Annotated in this window: 13 protein-coding genes; 8 read left to right on the forward strand and 5 right to left on the reverse strand. The window is 62.0% G+C overall.

Translation table 11 applies throughout. The features are described from left to right. Window positions 1-145: 145 nt before the first annotated feature. Entirely contained in the window at window positions 146-1,207 is a 1,062-nt protein-coding gene (locus tag K7H22_RS08130; RefSeq protein ID WP_230800234.1) for a YeeE/YedE family protein, read from the forward strand. 118 nt (window positions 1,208-1,325) lie between these two features. Continuing rightward, window positions 1,326-2,210 carry a formyltetrahydrofolate deformylase gene (gene purU, locus K7H22_RS08135; protein ID WP_230800235.1) on the forward strand — a complete coding sequence of 295 codons (885 nt, stop codon included), beginning with the start codon at window positions 1,326-1,328 and terminating at the stop codon, window positions 2,208-2,210. A gap of 67 nt (window positions 2,211-2,277) precedes the next feature. On the opposite strand, the gene K7H22_RS08140 is transcribed toward purU, so the two are convergent. Then, window positions 2,278-4,467: a primosomal protein N' gene (locus K7H22_RS08140; protein ID WP_230800236.1), complete on the reverse strand. Its 2,190-nt coding sequence runs from the start codon at window positions 4,465-4,467 to the stop codon at window positions 2,278-2,280. A gap of 90 nt (window positions 4,468-4,557) precedes the next feature. Between K7H22_RS08140 and fsa the strand changes: the two genes are divergently transcribed. From fsa to K7H22_RS08160, 4 genes are read left to right on the forward strand one after another with little or no spacing between them, the layout of a single operon-like run. Next, a complete protein-coding gene (gene fsa / locus K7H22_RS08145) occupies window positions 4,558-5,211 on the forward strand; it encodes a fructose-6-phosphate aldolase (RefSeq protein ID WP_230800237.1) in 654 nt (217 codons plus the stop codon). Window positions 5,212-5,256: 45 nt separating this feature from the next. Continuing rightward, window positions 5,257-5,964 (forward strand): DUF484 family protein, encoded by a 708-nt coding sequence (locus tag K7H22_RS08150; RefSeq protein ID WP_230800238.1) that lies wholly within the window; start codon window positions 5,257-5,259, stop codon window positions 5,962-5,964. Continuing rightward, the gene (locus K7H22_RS08155; RefSeq protein WP_230800239.1) at window positions 5,961-6,905 is read left to right on the forward strand and encodes a tyrosine recombinase XerC; all 945 of its coding nucleotides are present in this window, start codon (window positions 5,961-5,963) and stop codon (window positions 6,903-6,905) included. The genes K7H22_RS08150 and K7H22_RS08155 overlap by 4 nt, the downstream gene beginning before the upstream one ends. Then, window positions 6,902-7,600, forward strand: coding sequence for a CDP-alcohol phosphatidyltransferase family protein (locus tag K7H22_RS08160; protein WP_230800240.1), 699 nt, complete (start codon window positions 6,902-6,904; stop codon window positions 7,598-7,600). Before K7H22_RS08155 ends, K7H22_RS08160 begins: the two co-directional genes overlap by 4 nt. Window positions 7,601-7,701: 101 nt before the next feature. Here the strand turns inward: K7H22_RS08160 and ileS are convergent, their stop codons facing one another. Further along, window positions 7,702-10,629: an isoleucine--tRNA ligase gene (ileS, locus tag K7H22_RS08165; RefSeq protein ID WP_230800241.1), complete on the reverse strand. Its 2,928-nt coding sequence runs from the start codon at window positions 10,627-10,629 to the stop codon at window positions 7,702-7,704. A 398-nt stretch (window positions 10,630-11,027) separates the two neighbouring features. Here ileS and K7H22_RS08170 point away from each other — a divergent pair, with 398 nt between their 5' ends. Continuing rightward, window positions 11,028-11,282: a hypothetical protein gene (locus K7H22_RS08170; protein ID WP_230800242.1), complete on the forward strand. Its 255-nt coding sequence runs from the start codon at window positions 11,028-11,030 to the stop codon at window positions 11,280-11,282. A gap of 158 nt (window positions 11,283-11,440) precedes the next feature. Beyond that, the gene (locus K7H22_RS08175) at window positions 11,441-11,860 is read left to right on the forward strand and encodes a group III truncated hemoglobin (RefSeq protein ID WP_230800243.1); all 420 of its coding nucleotides are present in this window, start codon (window positions 11,441-11,443) and stop codon (window positions 11,858-11,860) included. Between the two features lie 63 nt (window positions 11,861-11,923). On the opposite strand, the gene K7H22_RS08180 is transcribed toward K7H22_RS08175, so the two are convergent. Genes K7H22_RS08180 through K7H22_RS08190 form a run of 3 tightly spaced genes read right to left on the reverse strand, consistent with a single transcriptional unit; the run spans window position 11,924 to window position 14,822 of the window. Next, window positions 11,924-12,967: a YcjF family protein gene (locus K7H22_RS08180; protein WP_230800244.1), complete on the reverse strand. Its 1,044-nt coding sequence runs from the start codon at window positions 12,965-12,967 to the stop codon at window positions 11,924-11,926. Continuing rightward, complete coding sequence (locus K7H22_RS08185; RefSeq protein WP_230800245.1) at window positions 12,964-13,410, reverse strand: GNAT family N-acetyltransferase; 447 nt, start codon at window positions 13,408-13,410, stop codon at window positions 12,964-12,966. The genes K7H22_RS08180 and K7H22_RS08185 overlap by 4 nt, the downstream gene beginning before the upstream one ends. Continuing rightward, window positions 13,407-14,822, reverse strand: a complete 1,416-nt coding sequence (locus K7H22_RS08190) for a YcjX family protein (RefSeq protein WP_230800246.1) — start codon at window positions 14,820-14,822, stop codon at window positions 13,407-13,409. The genes K7H22_RS08185 and K7H22_RS08190 overlap by 4 nt, the downstream gene beginning before the upstream one ends. Window positions 14,823-14,972 lie beyond the last annotated feature (150 nt).

Consider the following 14,972-nt stretch of genomic DNA (forward strand, 5'->3'; position numbering starts at 1 on the left):
CGGTCGCTGCGCGATGCGACCTGTCAATGTCGGTTTTCAGCTATGCAGCATCTCTAGCCCGCCTGATCTGGATCAAGGACGGCCCCGTGCCGCAATGCGATTGCTTTTCATCAGAAACCGGCCAATCCGACAGGAGACCGCGCAAATGGATATTCTGACACTGGTGGAGCGGATCGGCGAGGAACCGGCAGCCGCCGTGCTGGGCCTGCTGACCGGTCTTGTCTTCGGCATCGCGGCACAACGTTCGCGCTTTTGTCTTCGTGCGGCGGCGGTGGAATTCGCGCGGGGTCAGTTGGGTGACAAGGTCGCGGTCTGGCTTCTGACGATCTCGACCGCGATTGTCTGGGTGCAGGGCGCGCAAATGTTTGGCCTGATGCGCAGCGCCGATGCCCGCATGATGGCGGTGCCTGGCAGTTGGTCGGGCGCCATTATCGGAGGGCTGGTTTTTGGCGTCGGCATGGTACTGGCGCGCGGCTGTTCGGGTCGCCTGCTGGTTCTGGGGGCAACGGGCAACCTGCGCTCGGTCGTGTCGGGGCTGATCTTTGCGGTGGTCGCCCAGATGAGCATCACAGGCTGGCTTGGCCCCTTGCGTGACTATCTTGCAGGGCTTTGGATCACATCCGGCGGGCGCAATATGGACCTGCTTGCCGTATTGCGGATGCCGGACTGGGGCGGCTTCGCCTTTGGCGCGATCATGGCCGTATTGGCGCTGGAATTGGCGCGGCGCAACCGGATAGGGGCGGTGCGGCTGATCTTCGCCTCGGGCGTGGGCTTTGCCGTGGCATTGGGTTGGGTGCTGACCTTCGGGCTAAGCCAGATCGCGTTCGAGCCCGTTCAGATCGAAAGCGCCAGCTTCACAGGCCCGTCAGCGCGAATGCTGATGTTCACGCTCGACCGCAGCTCCATTCTGGAATTCGATGTCGGACTGGTGCCGGGCGTTTTCCTTGGCTCGTTTCTGGCGGCCGTCGCCACCCGCGAGTTCAAGTTTCAGGGCTTTGACGGGGAAAGCAACATGCGCCGCGCCATGACCGGCGCAGCACTCATGGGTTTTGGGGGGATGCTGGCCGGAGGTTGTGCCATCGGGGCCGGTGTGACAGGCGGGTCGATCTTTGTGGGCACCGCATGGGCCGCACTTTGCGCGATGTGGGTCGGCGCAATTCTGACCGATCTGCTGATCGACCAGCAGGGCAGCCCCGTGACCGCCTGAGCACGCCAGCACGCCAAATCACACAGCGTCGCGACGACGCGCGCGCTTGTCGTTTCCGGCCTTCCAGCCCTGTGGTCCTGCTGCTACCAACCGCAGAATGCAGAACCCGGAGAGACCAATGACCCATCATGTGCTGACTGTCCAATGTGCCTCGACCCGCGGAATCGTCGCGGCAATTTCAGGTTTTCTGGCGGCGAACGGCTGCAACATCACCGACAGCCACCAGTTCGACGATCCGCTGACGGGCATGTTCTTTGTCCGCATGACCTTCGTGGCCGAGACTGGGACATCGCGCGAGGATCTGATGGAAGGGTTCGATCCCATCGCCACGACATTCGGGATGGTCTGGGCAATCCATGACGCCACCGAACGCATGAAGGTTTTGCTGATGGTGTCGAATTTCGGCCATTGCCTGAACGACCTGCTCTATCGCTGGCGGATCGGGGCTTTGCCGATCGAGATCGTGGGCGTTGTGTCGAACCACATGACCTACCAGAAAGTGGTGGTGAACCACGACCTGCCCTTCCACCAGATCAGGGTCACCAAAGAGAACAAGCCCGAAGCCGAAGCGCGCCTGATGGCGTTGGTCGAGGAAACCGGCGCCGAACTGATCGTGCTGGCGCGTTACATGCAGGTTCTGTCGGATGCGATCTGCCAGAAGATGTCAGGCCGGATCATCAACATCCACCACTCGTTCCTGCCCAGTTTCAAGGGCGCAAACCCCTATAAACAGGCCTATGAGCGCGGCGTGAAACTGATCGGCGCGACAGCGCATTACGTGACCGCAGATCTGGACGAAGGCCCGATCATCGAACAGGACACCGTCCGCGTCACCCATGCCCAGAGCGCCGAGGATTATGTGAGCCTTGGCCGCGACGTCGAGGCTCAGGTGCTGTCACGCGCAATCCATGCCCATATCCACCACCGCGTCTTCCAGAACGGCAACAAGACAGTCGTCTTTCCGGCCAGCCCCGGCAGTTATGCGTCCGAGCGGATGGGGTAAAGGCGCAGGCGCGAAACCAAGGCGCGCAGGTTTTTTGGCATGCCTTCGGGCTTTGCCCTCTGCCGCATCAATAAAAACTCTGCGGATCAATATCCACGGCCAGCCGCAGGCTGCCGGTCAGCCTTACCTGACCCAGCCATCGGGTCAGCGCTGTCTGTAGGGGCGCGCCCTTGTCCGCTCGCACCAGCAGTCGCACGCGGTGACGCCCCCTTATTCGCGCGATGGGGGCCGGGGCAGGTCCGTAAACCTGCGCGCCAATCCCGCGCAGCGGCGCGTCCCGGCGTGCCAACTCCGTGCCCAACTCAAAAGCCTGTTGGGCATCGGTGGACGAAATGATGATCCCCGCCATCCGGCCATAAGGTGGCACACCGGCTTGCCGTCGTTCCTCGGCCTCGGCCCGCCAGAAACCTTCCTCGTCGCCTGCCAGAATAGCGCGGATCACCGGATGTTCCGGCTGGTGCGTCTGCAAAAGCGCCTGCCCGCGCTTCTCAGCGCGCCCTGCCCGCCCCGCGACCTGCCGCATCAACTGAAAGGTCCGCTCTGCCGCGCGCAGGTCAGACCCTTGCAAGCCGAGATCAGCGTCGATCACCCCGACAAGCGTCAGCAGGGGAAAGTTATGGCCTTTCGCCACAAGCTGCGTGCCGATGATGATATCCGCCCCGCCACCGGCGATGCTTTCGATCTCGGCCTTGAGCGCGCGAGCAGAGGCATACATGTCCGACGACAATGTCGCCACGCGCGCATCGGGAAACAGGGCCTGCGCCTCTTCGGTCAGCCGCTCCACCCCCGGGCCGACAGGTGCAAGCTTGCCCGCCACCCCGCAGGCGGGGCAGGTTTCGGGCATCGGTTTGGTTTCGCCGCATTGATGGCACACCAGGCGCTTGAGAAAACGGTGCTCGACCATCCGCGCGTCGCAATGATCGCATCCGATCTGATGCCCGCAGGCGCGGCACACGGTTGTCGGGGCATAACCGCGCCGGTTGATGAACAAAAGCGCCTGCTCGCCAAGCGCGATGCGCTGCGTCACGGCCGCCTGCAAGCTGGGTGATATCCAGCGGTTGTTGGGCAGGCTTTCCATCCGCATATCAATTGCGCGCATTTCCGGCAAGACAGCCGCGCCGAACCGGTCGGTCAGCACCAGCTTGTCGTATTTGCCCGCCTCGGCATTTGCCCAGCTTTCCAGACTTGGCGTCGCCGAGGCCAGAACAACCCTTGCCCCGCAGATCGCGGCACGCAGGACCGCCATGTCACGGGCATTATACAACACACCGTCTTCCTGCTTGTAGGATGTGTCATGTTCCTCATCCACCACGATCAGCCCCAGATCACGGTAAGGCAGGAACAGGGCCGAGCGCGCACCCACGACCAGTTGCGCGCCACCTTCCGCCACCATGCGCCAGATCCGGCGGCGTTCGGTCACTGTCACACCGGAATGCCATTCGGCGGGGCGCGCGCCAAAACGTGCCTCGACACGGGTCAGGAATTCGGCGCTCAAGGCGATCTCGGGTAGCAGAACCAGCGCCTGCCGCCCCTTTGCCAGTGCTTCGGCCACGGCTTCCAGATACACTTCGGTCTTGCCGGACCCTGTCACGCCACGCAGCAAGGTTGTTCCATAAGTGCCACCCGCCACGGCAGCGCGCAGGGCCGCAGCCCCTTGCGCCTGATCATCGTTCAAGGCTTTGCCCTTCTGTGACGGATCAAGCACGGGAAAGGGCAGATCGCGGGGGCTGTCCTCTTCCTGCACAGCACCCTGCTGCGCCAGCCCCTTGACCACGCCGGTCGACACCCCTGCCATGTCCGCCAGTTCGCGCAGGGTGAAGGCCAGCCCGCCGTAGTCGCGCAAGACGTCCAGCACGCGCGCGCGCGCAGGCGTCATCCGGTCGGGCACCCCTTGCCCCAGCCGGTAGATGCGCCGCATCGCCGGCGGATCACCCAGACCCGGAGCGCGCGTGGCCAGCCGCAGCATCGCGGACAGCGGCGTCATGGTGTAATCGGCGGCACGCGTCAAGAAATCCTGCATTTCGACTTGCATCGGGGCCACATCCAGCACGCGGTAGGCATGGCGCACCTTGGCAGGATCAAAATCACCTTTGCCCGCCCCCCAGACAACGCCCAGCACCTTGCGCGGGCCCAGCGGCACCTCGACAAAAGCGCCTGCATGACAGCCGCCTTCGGGCGCGCGGTAATCCAGCAGCCGGTCCAGCGGTTGTGTGGTCAGCACCGCGATCAAATCGCCATGATGGAAGAAATCGCTCAACGACTCGCGGCTTTCGGTGAAAGGGGTTTCGGGTTTCTGCACTATGGGGTAAAGCCAAGGCAACAAAAGGCCAAGCCCCGAGGGAGCGTCATGAAGTTCTTTGTCGATACTGCCGAAATCGCCGCGATAGCCGAGTTGAACGATCTGGGCATGGTGGATGGCGTGACCACCAACCCGTCGCTGATCCTCAAATCCGGCCGCAACATCCTTGAGGTCACAAAGGAAATCGCCGAACTGGTCGACGGCCCCGTCAGCGCCGAGGTCGTCGCGCTCGAAGCGGATGCCATGATTGCGGAAGGGCGCAAGCTGGCGGCGATTGCCCCCAATATCGCCGTGAAACTGCCCCTGACATGGGACGGGCTGAAAGCCTGCAAAGTGCTGTCGGGCGAAGGTTTCATGGTGAACGTAACGCTATGTTTCAGCGCCAATCAAGCGCTGCTGGCGGCCAAGGCGGGGGCGACATTCATCAGCCCTTTCATCGGACGGCTGGATGATATCAACCTCGACGGGATGGACCTGATCGAGGATATCCGCACGATTTATGACAATTACGGGTTCGAGACAGAGATTCTGGCTGCGTCGATCCGCACGGTGAACCATGTTCTGGACTGCGCGCGCATCGGGGCCGATGTGATGACAGCACCGCCCGAAGTGATCAAGAAACTGGCAAGCCATCCGCTGACTGACAAGGGGCTCGAGACCTTTATGGCGGATTGGAAAAAAACGGGGCAGAAAATTCTCTGACCCCGTGCTATAGAACCGAAAACCAAGAAACAGCCCGAGGCATCCATGAGCACGAAACCCGGAATGGACAGCGCGCTGCGTGACAAAATCATCGCGCAACCCGATGTGATCCTTGAGGATCGCGATCTGATGCGCGCGCTTATCGTCGCCAACGAGCGGATGATGGGGGCTAATATCATCGACCTGCGCGGCATCGCTATGGAACGACTGGAAGCCCGGCTTGACCGTCTGGAAGACACGCATCGCAGTGTGATCGCCGCCGCCTATGACAATCTGGCCGGCACCAATCAGGTGCACCGCGCGATCCTGCGGATGCTGGACCCGACCGAATTCGAGGTGTTCTTGCGTGATCTGGGCGGTCCGGTGGCCGAAATTCTGCGCGTCGACGCGATACGGCTGGTGCTGGAATCGGTCCAGCACGACCAAGATCCGGTGGTGGAACGTCTGGGTGATGTGCTGCGCGTGGCACAACCCGGTTTTGTGGCCGACTATCTTAGCGCGGGGCGCGACGCACCGCAGCGGCAGGTGACATTGCGCCAGATGCAGGAAGGCAGCGCCGCAATCTATGGCGACAAAGCGGGCTGGATCAGGTCCGAAGCCTGCTTGCGCCTTGATTTTGGGGCTGGGCGACTGCCCGGCATGTTGGTGATGGGGGCTGAAGACCCGCATCAGTTCAACCCCAGCCAAGGCGTTGATCTTCTGGCTTTCTTTGCAGGTGTGTTCGAACGGTCGATGCGCCGCTGGCTGTCATGAGCCTGATCTCGCCAGCTGCAGCGGATGCGCTGAACGCATGGCTTGAGGGGCAAAAAACCTTGCGTGGCGCCTCGCCCAACACGGTGGAGGCTTACCGCCGCGACGTGCTGGACTATATCGCCTTCCTGGCTGCCCATTCCGGTACGCCGCAGGGTCTGGCGGCTTTGTCGCGCGTCACCATATCGGATATGCGGGCCTGGATGGCCCATACCCGCAGCGGCGATGTCGGCGCACGCTCTCTGGCGCGCAAACTGTCGGCGGTGAAATCCTTCACCCGCTGGCTGGCCGAGCGGGAAGGGTTCGAGCCGACAGCCGTTCTTGCGACACGCGCCCCCAAATTCCAGCGCAAACTGCCCCGTCCGCTGGCCGAGGATGCCGCCCGCGCCATGATCGACACTGTCGAATTACAGGCGCGGCAGGACTGGGTTGCCGCCAGGGATATGGCGGTTGTTACAGTGCTTTACGGCTGCGGCTTGCGGATTTCCGAGGCGCTGTCCCTGACTGGGGCAGATCTGCCTTTGCCCCCTGTCCTGCGGATCAGTGGAAAGGGTAACAAGGACCGTGTCGTACCCGTGATCGACGCCGCACGCGCGGCTGTGGCGCGCTATGCGCAGCTCTGCCCCCATCCGCTGGAAGCGGCCCAACCGCTGTTTCGTGGCTTGCGTGGCGGGCCGCTCAACCCGCGGGCCATCCAGAAGGTGATGGAACAGGCAAGGATGCAACTGGGCCTGCCTGCCAGCGCGACTCCGCATGCGATGCGCCACAGCTTCGCGACGCATCTTCTGAATGCAGGCGGTGATCTGCGCGCCATACAGGAGTTGCTGGGCCATGCCTCCCTGTCGACCACGCAGGCCTATACGGCAGTCGATACCGCCCGCTTGATGCAGGTTTACGAGGCCAGTCATCCCCGCGCCGCAATCCGGACCGGAGGCAGGACATGAGCCCCGCCCTCAAGGGACTGGCGGTGCATCTGTTCACCGCAACAGGGGCTGTTTTTGCCATGCTGGCCATGCTGGCGGCTGTCGACGGCGAATGGGACATGATGTTCCTGTGGCTGGTCGTCGCTTTCTTCGTTGACGGGATCGACGGCCCGCTCGCGCGGCGCTACGAGGTCAAGAAACACGCGGCCGAATTTGACGGTGTGCTTTTGGACCTGATTATCGACTATCTGACTTATGTGTTCATTCCGGCATTCGCGCTTTTCAAATCAGATCTGTTGCCAGGCTGGACAGGCTGGTTCGCAATTATCGTGATCACCTTTGCCAGTGCGATGTATTTTGCTGACACTCGCATGAAAACAAAAGACAATTCCTTCTCCGGCTTTCCCGGATGCTGGAACATGCTTGTTCTAGTTCTCTTCGCCCTGTCACCGGATTTCTGGATCATCCTGATCCTTGTCTCGACGCTTGCGGTGGCGATGTTCCTGCCTCTCAAGTTCATCCACCCCGTCCGGACTGAGCGCTGGCGATTGCTGTCACTTCCCGTGGCGCTGGCATGGACCTTTTTTGCAGGCTGGGCCGCATGGGTGGATTTCCACCCCGAAAGCTGGGCGCATTGGGGGTTAGTGGTCACCTCGGTCTACCTACTATTCGCCGGCATCGCACAGCAGCTTTTGCCAAGCCGCGTAGAGGACTGACCCCTTCGCAAAAAGAACAAGGGCAGAGACTGCGCCCTGCCCTTCATTCATTTTGCATCAAATACTCGCCGTCCCCGCTTCACAGCAGGGCCGAGGGCTGATCAAATCAGGGCCCCGTCACAGCGACCGCAAACACCTGCATGGCTGTGTTGACCCACATCCGGCAGGATTTTCCAGCACCGGCCGCATTTCTCGCCCTCAGCCTCGCGGAAGATCACAGCAATTCCCGCTACATCCGGCAGGGTGAAAGCGTCTTCGGGTGCAGGGTCGGCGCTTAACCCGATGGCCGATGTGATGCAGACATCCTCGAATGTGACCGATCCGAGGATTTCCAGTAGGTCGGGATCATAGACATGCACGACGGGGGCCGCCTCAAGGCTGGCCCCGATCACCTTGGCGGTGCGCTGCACCTCCAATGCCGCTGTCACGACGCGGCGCGCGCTGCGGATTCTGGCCCATTTGGTGGCCAGACCAGCATTCAGCCAGTCAGCGGGTGTTTCGGGAATGTCCTGCAAATGAACCGAGCTATCCTCGCCGGGATAGCGCTCAAGCCAGACTTCTTCCATCGTGAAAACCAGCACGGGCGCCAGCCATGTCGTCAGGCGGTGGAACAGGATATCCAGCACGGTGCGCGCGGCGCGGCGGCGGGCGGTGTCACCATCGCAATACAGCGCGTCCTTGCGGATGTCGAAATAGAAGGCCGAAAGATCGACCGTGGCAAAGTTGAACACGGCCTGAAACACGCCCTGAAAATCGAAGGCGGCATAGCCCGTGCGTACACGCTGATCCAATTCGGCCAGACGGTGTAGCACCCAGCGTTCCAGTTCAGGCATATCGGCGGGGTCCACGCGATCCGCCTCGCTGAAATCGGCCAAAGAGCCGAGCAGGAAACGCATCGTATTGCGCAACCGGCGATAGCCGTCTGCCGTGCCTTTCAGAATTTCCGGCCCGATCCGCTGATCCGCCGTGTAATCCGACTGTGCCACCCAGAGCCGCAGGATATCCGCGCCATATTGCTTGATCACCTGCTCGGGCGCGATGGTATTGCCAAGCGACTTGGACATCTTGTTGCCCTTCTCGTCCAGCGTGAACCCGTGCGTCACCACATTGCGATAGGGCGCGCGGCCCAAGGTCCCGCAAGCCTGCAGCAACGAGGAATGGAACCAGCCGCGATGCTGGTCGGTGCCTTCCATGTAGACATCCGCGATTCCGTCTTCAGTCCCGTCGGCGCGGTCGCGCAGCACGAAAGCATGCGTTGACCCGCTATCGAACCAGACGTCGAGAATGTCATCGACCTTGTTCCACTCGTCGGGGTTGACGATGCCGGACAGGAACCGCTCTTTCGCGCCCTCCTTATACCAAGCATCCGCACCTTCGACCTCGAAGGCGGCTAGGATGCGGTCGTTCACATCGTTGTTGCGCAACAGGAAATCAGGATCGGTCGGCAGCGTGCCGACCTTGGTGAAACAAGTGAGCGGCACGCCCCACGCCCGCTGACGCGACAGCACCCAGTCGGGCCGAGCCTCGATCATCGAGAAAAGGCGGTTGCGGCCCGTTGCAGGCGTCCACTTCACCAACTGGTCGATGGATGCCAGCGCGCGTTCTCGGATCGTGGTGCCGTAATCGTCCTGTCCGTCGCCCACCGCTTTGTCGATGGCGGCAAACCATTGCGGCGTGTTGCGGAAGATCACCGGCGCTTTCGAACGCCATGAATGCGGATAGCTATGCTTCAACTGTCCGCGGGCGATCAGGCCCTTGGCCTCGACCAGTTTCTCGATCACGGCGGTGTTGGCCTTGCCTTCCTTGCCCTTGTGATCCAGCACCTTCAGCCCTGCAAAGAAGGGCACATGCGGCAGGAATTCGGACTCCTCGCCGACGTTATGGGTCATCCGGTCCAGCCAGCCGCGTTTGACGAAACAGTCAAAGTCGTCCGCGCCGTGGCTGGGGGCCGTATGCACGAAACCGGTGCCTGCCTCGTCCGTGACGTGATCGCCGTCGATCATGGGCACGGGGTAATCCCAGAACCCGTCTGCCCCGTCCAAGCCGTTGAACGGGTGGGCGCAAATCATACCGTCGAATTCCGAGGCATCGACCGTGCGGATGCGGGTATGAGCTGTGACGCGGGCTTTGGTCAGGCATTCCTCGGCCAACGCATCAGCGAAAAGGTAAAGATCCCCGATGCTTGTCCAGCTTTCGTCCTGCGTGCCGTCAACATGATAAAGGCCGTAGGTCAGCTTGGGGTTATAGGCGATTGCCTTGTTCGACGGCATGGTCCACGGAGTCGTGGTCCAGATCACCACGCGGGCGTTCCGAAGATCGGAGGTGTCTTTGTCCGCGCCACTGCCCATGCTGCTGATCGCGAAAGGCACCCAGATCGTATGCGACTTGTGCTCGTGATACTCGATCTCGGCCTCGGCCAGCGCGGTTTTCTCGACCGGCGACCACATCACAGGCTTGGAACCTTGATAGAGCGTTCCGGTCATCAGGAATTTCTGGAACTCGGCCGCGATCACCGCCTCGGCATGGAAATCCATCGTCAGATAGGGATCGGCCCAGTTGCCGGTCACCCCAAGGCGCTTGAATTCCTCGCGCTGGATATCCACCCAACCCGCCGCGAATTTGCGGCATTCCTGCCGGAAATCGACAACCGGTACGGCATCCTTGTCCATCCCCTTGGCGCGGTACTGTTCCTCGATCTTCCATTCGATGGGCAGGCCGTGACAATCCCACCCCGGCACATAGCGCGCGTCAAAGCCCATCATCTGGTGGCTACGCACGATCATGTCCTTGATCGTCTTGTTCAGCGCATGCCCGATATGCAGATGCCCGTTGGCATAGGGCGGGCCGTCATGCAGCGTGAAGGGCTGGCGCGTGGTCGTTTTCGCCTTGTCGCGCAGGCGGTCATAGACGCCGATCTTGTCCCACCGCGCCAGCCAGTCGGGTTCGCGTTGGGGCAGGCCCGCGCGCATCGGAAATTCGGTGCGGGGCAGGTTCAACGTGTCTTTGTAATCTTGGGTCTCGGCGCTCATGTCGGGCGTCCTTCGGTCAGCGAATTAACAATACGGATGGGGGCAGCGCGGCAGTCCATGCGCCTTGTCCCGGCGGCCTGACGACCCTGTCTCAGGATCAAGGCGCCGGGCCGGTAATTCGCTGAATGATCGCAAATAGCCACTGCATGGGCCGCGTTATAGGACGATGGAACCCAAGCGTCCAGAGGCCGGTTCAACGCAAGTCATATATGCATCCCGCGCTACGGAAAGTCGGGAAATGCGCAGGGCCAGCAGTGAACCGGCAAGATTCAGCCTTTGGTATAAGGGCAATCCAGCCAAAAGGTGCCGAAAGCCGGCTTTTGCCGATGAGAGCAATGAATTGCGACGGTTTCGCGCCTAATCTTGTCCCACGGCGAAAACAGCGACAGGAGGACGTTATGAGCTATAGAGATCATAGTTACCACTCCCCAAGCGGGACGCATCCGGTCGGCAATCACACGAAATCCGGCACCTCTGTATGGGGTCTTGCGGTTGTTCTGTTTGTCCTGCTGGGTCTTCTGGGTCTGGCGATGATGGCCGGCCCTGCGGATGAGCGCGGCGATCAGACCGGCCAGGGCACGACAGCGCCCGCTGTCGAGCAGCAGGCCGGTCCTAGCGCGGAACAGACGGCCCCAGCGCAGCCCGTCGAGTAAACGGGCCGGATTGAAGCCGACACAGCGCTACCTATCGGGAACCTTGGCAGATTGGTTCACACCGCTGCCGAGGTCTAATCTTTCATCGCAACAATCCGTGCCTTGCGCCGCTGTCCAGTCTTGTGCAGGGTCCGCCTTTGCAACGGCAAAGGCAAAAGATGAGCGCACTCCCTCCCCGATTTGATGTCAGCCGCACGCAGATTGCGGCGGTGGTGGCCGAGTTCTATGATCTTGTTCGTCACCATCCCGGCCTTGGTCCGGTCTTTACAGCCCATGTGAACGACTGGCCCGCACATGAGGAAAAAATCGTGCGGTTCTGGGCCAATGCGATTCTGTTCGAGCGCCGCTATGACGGCAATCCGCAACAAGTGCATGTGCAGGCCGGCGATGTGCGGGCTGGCCAGTTCGATATCTGGCTCGCCCTGTTCGACGGTGTCCTGCACCGCCAGCTGGAGCCTGAGACCGCCGCCGCATGGTCCGCGTTGGCCCACCGCATTGGGCGAAGCCTGCGGATGGGTGCTGCGGACCGCGATATCGGGCCGGACGGTATTCCGAAACTCGTTCGACGGCGAACCTAGCTTTCCCTCGATCGTCCGGATTCAGGTTTTATCCACATATCCACAGGGGTTTCTGATGCTCTCTCAACTCTTGGGGGCGGTTTCGCTGCCCTGTCCAAAAAGCCCTGTCAGCGCCTGCCTGACCACGCCCGTGACGGACGGTCGGCGCTGCTGGATATAGGGCAAGGGGCGGCACACCACGATCGCGGCGATGCCGACGCGCGCGGTCAGCGCGCCATTGACCACCCCCTCGCCGAAGCGACGCGACAGTTTCGACAACAGGCCGCCACCGGCCAGTGATCCGATCATGTCATCGCCGATTGCCACAGCCCCTGTGGCCACCAGATGGGTCAGCACGGCGCGCGTCAGCCGCCAGCTTCCCAAAGTACCGGCGCGGCCCCCGTAAATTTCGGCGATGCGGCGGATCATCCGCAGGTTCGATGTCAGCGCGGCCACCACATCAGCCAGTGCAATCGGGACAAGTGCCGTCACCGTGGCCACCTGCCGCGCCGCCGCCTCGACCTCAAGCCGCGCCGCCGCGTCCAACGGGGCCAGAAGCTCGGTTTCAGCCAGCCCCAGAAGACCGGACACGTCGAACTGGTCTGCCTGTTGCTCGGCCAGACGGGCGCGGCCCCATTCAAGTGAGGGACGATTGCTGTAAAGAGCCGCCAACCGCGTGGTCACATCCCGCGCTGTAGGCAGATCGTCAGAGGCCAAAGCCGCGCGCGCATCATGGTTTAGCTTGTCGATCCGGCCCAGCCGCGCAAAAGCCGCTGCCTCGCGCAGGGCAATGGCGAGCAAAACCACCAGCAGAGCCGCAGTAATGCCTGTAACCAGATAGCCCAGAAGCGGCGCGCGCTGGATCAGGCCTGTCACGAAATCCCATGCAGCAACCGACAGGACGACGCCCAGCAAGGACAGCAGCAAAGCCCAGAACCAGCGCGCAAGCCGCGACGGGGGACGCGCCATCAGATGCGCCATCTGTTGCATCGCTCGACCTTGCGGATGATCGGTCGCCCCCTCGGGATCGGGCACCGGAGGCGCCTGGTCAGGGCCCTGTTCCGGCCTGCCGTCCAGTTCGATCAGCACCGGCCCACGGGCAAAGGCAGCCTTGTCACGCTCGCTCATGCAGTTTTCCTTTCCCAGACCAGCAGGACATCCGGCAAACCTTCGTCATTCTGTGTGCCATCCCCACGCCCTGCCTCAACGAACCCTTCGCGTGCATAAAAGCGCTGCGCCCCGCGATTTTCTGCAAAGGTGTGCAATTCCAGACGGATTGCATCCGATTTGGCATGGTCCAGCAACCGCCGCCCCCATCCCAGACCGCGCTGCTCGCAGGCAATATAAAGCGCATGGACATATCCTGCATCCACGGCCAGAAAACCTGCGATTCCGGTGCCTTGTCCCTGCGGCTCGATCACGTTCACCCAACCGCGATCAACCATTAGGCCAGCAAAAGCCAACTCCTGCGCGCGACTATAAAGCCGCGGCATCCAGTTTGTCGTGTCGATGAATTGCGACAGGATCGCACCGATCGCGCCCGCATCCGTGGGTTGCGCCGCGCGGATCACAGACGGTCCCCGACCAGAAACTGCACCGCACGGTCAAGCCGGATATGGGGCGGTCCTTCCCCCGGTTTCAAGCGCAGTGGCGCAGGGGCGAAATTCATCACCTTGTAGTCTGCATCCAGCCAGCTTTGCGCCCCCTCACGCGCAGGGCCCATAAGCCGGTTGGGATCTTCAGGCAGGGCACCGGGATAAAAAGCCGCCTGCTTGCCTGTCTCCAGCAAGGTGCCGCGGACACAGTCCAGTTGTGCACCGTCATGGGTGATCGTCTCCTCGACCGTGGCACGCAGCGCCGCTATCGACATGGCGGCGGTCTGGGCGCCTGCAAAATCGGCACGCGCGCGCGCCTCGCGGGTCAGAGCCTGCATGATCGCGCTCAAGCGCGGATGCTGGCTGTGATGCAGATGGTCGGCCTTGGTGGCGGCGAACAGAATCCGCTCGACCCGCTTGCCGCGCAGCAGGCGCGACAAAAAGGCATTGCCACCCGGGCGGAAGGCGCCCAGCGTTTCGGCCATAGCCTGCCGCATATCTTCGACCGCCTGCGGGCCTTTATGGATCGCGCCCAGCGCATCGACCAAAACGACCTGTCTGTCGATCCGCGCGAAGTGGTCACGGAAGAACGGTTTGACGACCTGCGCCTTATAAGCCTCATAGCGTCGCGCCATCTCGCGGCGCAGGGATTTACGCGGATCATTCCCATCGCCAAGCATTGGCGCGAATGTCAGCACGGGCGAGCCTGCCAGATCGCCTGGCAAGATAAAGCGTCCCGGCGTGCAATCATAATAGCCTGCCGCGCGCGCCGCATGCAGATAGCCGGTAAAGCGGCGCGCAAGATCCTGCGCTGTAACCTCGTCATGGACGGATTGCGGATCAACGCCGCCCAGCGCGGCCAGAAATTCTGCCGCCTGTTGACGCGGCGCGATCCGCGTCGTCACCTCACGCGACCACTGGTCATAGCTTTTATCCATTAGACCAAGGTCCAGCAGCCATTCGCCCGGATAGTCGACAATATCCAGATGCAGGGTGCGTGGCCCCGACAGGCCCGACAACAACCCCGTGGGCCGCACACGTAGCGACAGTCGCAATTCCGACACAGCACGGGTGCTGTCGGGCCAATGGGGTTTGGCCGCTGTCAGCGCGGCCAGATGGGTTTCGTAGTCAAAACGCGGCAGGGTGTCATCGGGTTGCGGCTGCAGATAGGCCGCTGCGATCCGCCCCTCGGCCTGCGCGACCAGTTGGCCCATCCGCGCGCGGTCGATCAGGTTCGCCACCAGAGAGGTAATAAAAACCGTCTTGCCCGAGCGGGCAAGCCCTGTCACACCCAGACGGATCACCGGCTCGAAAAAAGTGCCAGACAGCGTATCACCCAGCGCCTCGACGCGCCGCGTGATTCCGTCAGCCAGTTCCGTGATAACCAAAATCCTGCCTCTTCGCCTGTGTTTGTGCCAAGATAGGCATCCAGCCCCCACTTCACCAGAGGCAAGGCCGCGCCGCTTCTTCTTGCTTGAAATATCCCCGCCGGAGGCTCCTGTCTGTGCAAAGCGGCACCCGCCTTTCCGGATGGATTG

The organism is Seohaeicola saemankumensis (assembly GCF_021021435.1).
In the GTDB taxonomy this organism is placed as follows: Bacteria; Pseudomonadota; Alphaproteobacteria; order Rhodobacterales; family Rhodobacteraceae; genus Seohaeicola.

What these genes read in the sequence shown, in the direction of transcription:
- K7H22_RS08160 (WP_230800240.1), top strand. Translation starts at nt 6,902, where the DNA reads ATGAGCCCCGCCCTCAAGGGACTGGCGGTGCATCTGTTCACCGCAACA.
- K7H22_RS08175 (WP_230800243.1), top strand. Translation starts at nt 11,441, where the DNA reads ATGAGCGCACTCCCTCCCCGATTTGATGTCAGCCGCACGCAGATTGCG.
- fsa (WP_230800237.1), top strand. Translation starts at nt 4,558, where the DNA reads ATGAAGTTCTTTGTCGATACTGCCGAAATCGCCGCGATAGCCGAGTTG.
- purU (WP_230800235.1), top strand. Translation starts at nt 1,326, where the DNA reads ATGACCCATCATGTGCTGACTGTCCAATGTGCCTCGACCCGCGGAATC.
- ileS (WP_230800241.1), bottom strand. Translation starts at nt 10,629, where the DNA reads ATGAGCGCCGAGACCCAAGATTACAAAGACACGTTGAACCTGCCCCGC.
- K7H22_RS08180 (WP_230800244.1), bottom strand. Translation starts at nt 12,967, where the DNA reads ATGAGCGAGCGTGACAAGGCTGCCTTTGCCCGTGGGCCGGTGCTGATC.
- K7H22_RS08130 (WP_230800234.1), top strand. Translation starts at nt 146, where the DNA reads ATGGATATTCTGACACTGGTGGAGCGGATCGGCGAGGAACCGGCAGCC.
- K7H22_RS08155 (WP_230800239.1), top strand. Translation starts at nt 5,961, where the DNA reads ATGAGCCTGATCTCGCCAGCTGCAGCGGATGCGCTGAACGCATGGCTT.
- K7H22_RS08150 (WP_230800238.1), top strand. Translation starts at nt 5,257, where the DNA reads ATGAGCACGAAACCCGGAATGGACAGCGCGCTGCGTGACAAAATCATC.
- K7H22_RS08170 (WP_230800242.1), top strand. Translation starts at nt 11,028, where the DNA reads ATGAGCTATAGAGATCATAGTTACCACTCCCCAAGCGGGACGCATCCG.